Origin of the sequence: Mycobacterium sp. SMC-18 (genome assembly GCF_045310895.1) — a bacterium.
Classification (GTDB): domain Bacteria; phylum Actinomycetota; class Actinomycetes; order Mycobacteriales; family Mycobacteriaceae; genus Mycobacterium.
Map to the genome: position 1 here is coordinate 1 of NZ_JBJIAL010000087.1, position 5,894 is coordinate 5,894.

Annotated in this window: 3 protein-coding genes; all 3 read left to right on the plus strand. The window is 57.5% G+C overall.

Annotated elements, in window-relative coordinates:
- The first annotated feature begins 1,049 nt into the window (after positions 1-1,049).
- From ACJH6J_RS29805 to ACJH6J_RS29815, 3 genes are read left to right on the plus strand one after another with little or no spacing between them, the layout of a single operon-like run.
- Positions 1,050-1,919 carry a hypothetical protein gene (locus ACJH6J_RS29805; protein WP_406804995.1) on the plus strand — a complete coding sequence of 290 codons (870 nt, stop codon included), beginning with the start codon at positions 1,050-1,052 and terminating at the stop codon, positions 1,917-1,919.
- The gene (locus ACJH6J_RS29810; RefSeq protein ID WP_406804996.1) at positions 1,916-4,993 is read left to right on the plus strand and encodes a hypothetical protein; all 3,078 of its coding nucleotides are present in this window, start codon (positions 1,916-1,918) and stop codon (positions 4,991-4,993) included. Before ACJH6J_RS29805 ends, ACJH6J_RS29810 begins: the two co-directional genes overlap by 4 nt.
- Entirely contained in the window at positions 4,990-5,691 is a 702-nt protein-coding gene (locus ACJH6J_RS29815; protein WP_406804997.1) for a hypothetical protein, read from the plus strand. Before ACJH6J_RS29810 ends, ACJH6J_RS29815 begins: the two co-directional genes overlap by 4 nt.
- Positions 5,692-5,894: the final 203 nt, after the last annotated feature.

Below are 5,894 nucleotides of genomic sequence, written 5' to 3' on the forward strand. Positions count from 1 at the left end.
GACTCGGCACCGACCGAATCAACTGGAACGGAGGTCGCCTGAAACAAGCCGATCCACAGGTATTGACAATTCCTCCTTGTGGCTTCACCGGAAGACAGTGAACGATCGCACCTTCGTTGACCTCGAAAGTTCGCGCGGGGTGGGCACTGGCGACTACAACCGTCGTTGGAACGCGCAACTCATTCAAGGCCTAGTGGAACTCGGTGAACTCAAGCGAGATCAGTTCGATGTCGAGGATATCCGAGAACTAGTGGAGGGTGACAGCGTTGTAGCCTCCGACTGGGTTCCGATCATCCGCCATGGCGCTGGGCTCGGGACCCACGCTTTCTGGGACGAGGATTGGTCGCGTTGGCAGCAGCGGGAGTCGGGGCGGTCCCGAGATGCCCTCCAACGGATCCGACACCTCTCCACGCAGGTTACGGGAGCCTGCGGCGGGATCTCCGAGGCTTACAGGCCTAGTCGGGAGTTGCTCGAGCGGTGGGGAAATCGACTGCAGCACATGGAACCGGTCGGACTTTGCGGCAGATGTCCGGATTGTCGGAGGAACTGCACAGCTCAAACTGACGACCCGGCCCCGGGCCCCGAGCAATTATGGGTTGTTCCGGCCAAGGAAAACTCTGAACTGGCGGCTTTCGTCACCGCTTCAAGAGGAGCATGTGGGCTTGCCGTTCTGACCTACCGTCGGGATGGCGACTATTTTGCTTCCAAAGTCGCGGAAGGATTGGTTCGGCTTGGAGTTCGTCACTTAGGCGGAGCGATCAACCCCATACCGCAGCCACCTCCTGGTGAGCTGATTTTTACCGACGACTTGCCGCTCACGCCGACCGACCTCTGTCCCGTGTCAAGCTTTTCGTACTTCGCATCTGGACAAGTGGTCTCACGCTATTGGAGTTCGCGTCGGCTACGCCAACGATTCAATCTCGACAGGATCGCGATGTGCGATGTACTACTCGTGTCGGCAGATGCTTGCATCGGCGCCAATCAGGTTGGCATCTCGATACCAGCGATGCCGGTTGAGACCGCTGTCGAGCTTCTTCAAGGGGGATAATGTGGACTACTTGCGTGGAAACGCGCCCGCGAGTGCGGTCGGGTTGTATGTCATCTGCCGGCAACTCAGCCGAACCAGCGCACCAGTATCGGAAGACAGTCTTCAGAAATCGCTTCAAATTCTCCGCCCTTCGGACCCATCACAGTCGGAAGCCAGTGCGGCGCTTCAACATAGCCTCAACGTGGGGTGTGGTCTCGGTCTCGTGATCTGCAACGAACGTGACTCAACGTTGACCCTCGATAGCGAGATCGCCAACGGACTTCAGGATGACCAGAACGACTGGCCGTGGTTTCGGGCTGAGCTCACTCACCGCGTGATGACGCACGCGCTCACCGATGTGGCCGACGGCGTGCCCGACCTAGTGTTGGGGCTTACGTGGTTTCTTCAAGAGAGCCCGTTGAGTCCATTGTCTACTGCGTGGGGCGGCGGTACTGAGAGAAGGATCCGCGACCTTGGCTTCGAAGCCGTGGCTCGCAGCGAACAATGGTTGCCCTTTCAACGGTGGGCGCTGTCACTCGGATTCGCGCGTCGATCGGATCAGCCCAATGCGAAGGTGTTGATTCCTGACTGCAGTACGGCGATCAGCGACCAACTGCGGTACCTCCCACGTGCAAGTTCTGCACAGGAATGGATCAAAGCGATGCATGACCGAATTCCTGTGGCTGGAGCCAAGGCTCTCACGGACAAACTTCCGGAGGGCAGCAATAATTGGGCCAGCTTGCCGCAAAGCGTGATATTCGGTCTGCTGAAGCTCGAAGCAACTGGAGTGCTTGAACTACTTCCCTCTGACGACGCTCGTGACGTGCTCGTAATCGGTTTGGGCGCAAGCACGCGGCAGGTTGGTCGAATCTCGGTACGGAGTTCCAAATGATTGAAAGCTCGATGGCGACGTTCCGCTGTTGGAGTTCGGCGAATATCGCCCAGACAGTATTCCCCGATATAGGGGCTCTCGCCGGCGATGCCGACGCGATCTTCTTGGCCGCGCATACGCCGACAGAATTGGAGCACAGGAAAGGCGCGGAATTGGGAACCAGTAGCTCGGGTGAATCCCGGGTTCTGGAAGCCCTTCTGAGCAGGGTTGGCGACGTCGAACGCAACACTCTTGTCGCGGTGACCGGCAGTTCGGGTAGTGGGAAAAGTCATGTTGTGCGCTGGGTCCGGGCACACCTGCCGATGGATGACCCTAGGTTTCAAGTTCTTTATGTCCCGCGAGCTGTTCAAACGCTACGTGAATTGTTGCGCAGGGTAATTGAGGGACTGCCCGGTGTTGAGGGTGCTGACCTCATGAAACGTGTTGATTCGGCGTTTACGGGCGTGAAACCGGGCGAATTGCAAGAGCGGCTCATATCGGAAATGAAGATCGCGCTCAACTGGATCCTCGACGATCATGCTCCTTTTGATGGCGAATCATCGGAGGATGCTGCCAAGCGTGAGGATCGAAACAACATGCTAGGGCTTCGCGACGAGGAACGTGGTCGTCGGGACGGCCTCGCGGAACTGATTGATCTTCCAGCGTTCAGGGAGTCGCTTTTGCGTCCAGACGGCGCATTAGGGCAACTTGTTCAGTCGTATTTTCGGAAGACTTCTCGGCGCGACGATAGTGACGAGATCTTCACTGCCGATGACCTCCCACTTCGAGCACGGGGTATTCGGCGCGAGCTTTCTTCGCGAAGAGAACTGTCCGAACTTTGGCAGATCATTGTGCGGAATCCCCAAGATGCGACAAGACTTCTTGCGGAAGCATTGCGGGTGGCTCTGCCTAAAGCAGTTGGGCTTCGAGTTGCGGGCGGAGACACGCTGGACTCGCTGTTCCGCGCATCCCGCAAAGCATTGCGGAAGGAGAGGCAAGAGTTGGTCCTGATCTTTGAGGACCTCGCGCAGTTTGGCCTCGTTGACGGCGAACTCTATGACCAATTTGTGACGCAACCCGGTGAAGATCTCGCTCCATTGCGTGTGATCTTTGCAATCACCGACGGTCCATACGCGGACTTGGAACGCACAGTGTTGACCCGTATCGAACATGAGTTTCACGTAGGAGGTTCAGCACTGGCACAGCCGGATGAGTTCGTGGGCCGATACTTGAACCTCACCCGCGTTGGACGTGGTGAGACACAACGCCTTTGGCGAACGGGCAGTGATCGGCGAACGGAACGGAACTGGATGTCCAACGCGTGCGACACGCGAGAGAACGGTTTGGCCTGCAGGCACCGCGACGCCTGCCATGCCGCGTTTGGTTCGGTGTCGATCACAGGCCTAGGCGAAGTCGGGCTCTATCCCTATAACACGGAAGCGCTCTCACGAGCTCTTCGGCGTATCGGTGAATCAGCCACTCCGCGTGAGGTACTTGACAAATGCATATCGGAGATCCTCGCAGAGGCTGACGCGCACATCGCAAACAGCAGCTATCCTCACGAACGCGCAAAAGATCAGTTCGACTTCAGGACTCGCATGGCGAAACCTGCCCTATTAGAATCGAACCCATCATCGGACCCAGAGCGGACCTATCGCGCATTAGTTATCTGGGGTGACGAATCGCCGCTTGAGTCCGGGATCCTTGATGCTTTCGCGATCGAGGCGCCCTCGACCGCTGCCCATAACCGTTCGCCTGGTGCACCACCAGGCAGGGAAAAGTCTTCTCAGGAAACGCATCGGACGACAGAAACAACGCAGCTTGAGAATGAACTGCTACCGCTATTTCAATGGCAGAACGGCGAGGAACTCCCCGAGGATGAAATTAACATCCTTCGATCAACGTTCTGTGGCCTCACCAAGGATCGACTGCAACTTGATGAGTTGTGCATACACGTACATAGCGGCCGCGGGAAGGAGATTTTGGACAAGCTCTTCAACACGACGTCGTTTTCTATCGACGGCGCACGCGGCGCCAAGGCTGGGCCAGAGTCAGTGAGGTTCCGCCTTACCAGAAGTTCCGAAGACATTCTGGTGATGGCTGCTGCACGCTGGTTCCGCGACCATGGACATTTCGATATGGCACGGGCGAAGTGGCAGTGGCCTCAGGGGTACGGCCCCGAACAACTATTGCTTGCGCTTGATGTTCGCCTCGACGATTGGGCAAAAGAAGTTCGGAATCGATTTCTCGCGCAAACAGGTGGAATTCGATTGGCAGAGAGTGCAGTGGGCCTCTACGTAGTTGCGTTGGCTGCGTCTGGGCACGATCCCGAGGCGATTTCCTCCACGGCCAGCGCCTTAGGAACGACGAGTAAACGAGCGAGGTTTCCTAGCGAAATTTGGTCGGCAGTGGACGAGGCAGCGACTCGCATCGTCAGTTCACTCGCCGTTAGCGACTATGTTGGCGAATTTGCGGCCGTGAGGCAGGGCGCGCGCGGTGCAGCCCAATTGATCGATGTGTACCCGCTTGACTATGCAATCAGGGAATTTTTGAAAGATCCCGCATTTTCGCTGCAACGGGTGGCGCAATCCGACGCTGAACCAACGCTGGCTCGTGATGCTCGGCGACTGTTCGAAGCGATTACAGCAATTGCTGCTGACGAAGCTGACAATGTCGCAGGTAACCTAGCTATTGTCGAGGCGCTGTTAGAGGGGCAAAGCCCAGCGGTCTTAGCTCAGCAGGCAGAGGCAGTCGGCGAGGCTGCTAGCATCGCTGGTTTCTTCCGACCGCGTGATGAGCTAGGGAACTTCAGGCGACATATCGAGGCGCTTTCCGGCTTCAAAACAATGGAAGCTCCCAGAACTCCGCGAGGTGATATTGGTGCGGTAGTGCGCAACCAATTTGCGGCACGTCAGATTGCGCGGTTGGCTGACTCGTTGGGCCTTGTTCAGCGAGTCATGCAGACTACGAAGGTCGAGTGTGAGCGATCTGCTGGCGGGGATGTTGACGTTTCGGCCCTGAAAGCGGGCGTCAAGATGCAAGTCGCCAGGCTGCAGACACTCCTCTTGTCCGTCGAACCGGAGAACACGCTGTGACCTCAACGACCCCAACCGTGTCATGGATCGCTGACACCGATTACGCACTTGCGTTGGCCAGCAGTAAGAGCGAGGCGCAGCAGGAGTTCTCGGAACTACAAGAGCTTGATGTCCACCTGGGTGCGCTGGTCGCGAAATTCAGCGAGTTGGCTGCTGCTGCCGCGGTCGTTAAGCCACTCGGTTGGAGCGGACGCCTTCCGTCACCCGAGGTCAAGAAGTACCTCGGCGAAGCTGGTAGGAGTCTGGGGCGCCGACCCTTGCATCAATCGGTTCGACTACTTGAACGTTTCGAGTCGGAGCTCAGACGCGACCTAGTTGAATTCTGGCGTCGATATGCTGCGGAACGAATGGGCGACCTCGCGGAACTGCGCGACCTCGCCACAGCGCTTATCGACGTGTCGGGCGTTGGCGAGCTTTCGAAGCAACTCGAAGTTGTCCTCGGTCAATTGGCTCGCGACCAAACGGACATTCCTACAGATCGATCCCTAGAACTGCTCGAGCACGCAGAGTCCATACTCCAGCAGATCGAGCAAGGACTTCAGCCGGACTCGGTACGACGATTCCTTGCGGCGGCAACCCGCGGAGGGGCTTCTCTTGCTCTGATGACGGATGAAGTCGTCGGGTGGCTCCAGTCGCACAACGCATCTCGCAGTTTCAAAGTGGTTGCCGGCACACCCAGCGGGAACGCCGATGATTGACACTCTCCAGCGCGCTCTTACAGCCATTGAACTCCGAGAGTCTGAGTTGCTTGCTTGGGGTGCGGTCGGCGCGCAATGGCGCCGGGAAGAACTCATTGATGTACTAAGTACTTTCGGTGATCCTGAGGAGCAATGATCAATACCTGTGGATGAGGCCCGAGGAGGCGGCCTGAAAGTGGGCGCACCTTCCCGAGGATGATCAT

Bases quoted from the DNA above. Each gene is read 5' to 3' on its own strand.
- ACJH6J_RS29810 (WP_406804996.1), top strand. From the start codon at position 1,916: ATGATTGAAAGCTCGATGGCGACGTTCCGCTGTTGGAGTTCGGCGAAT.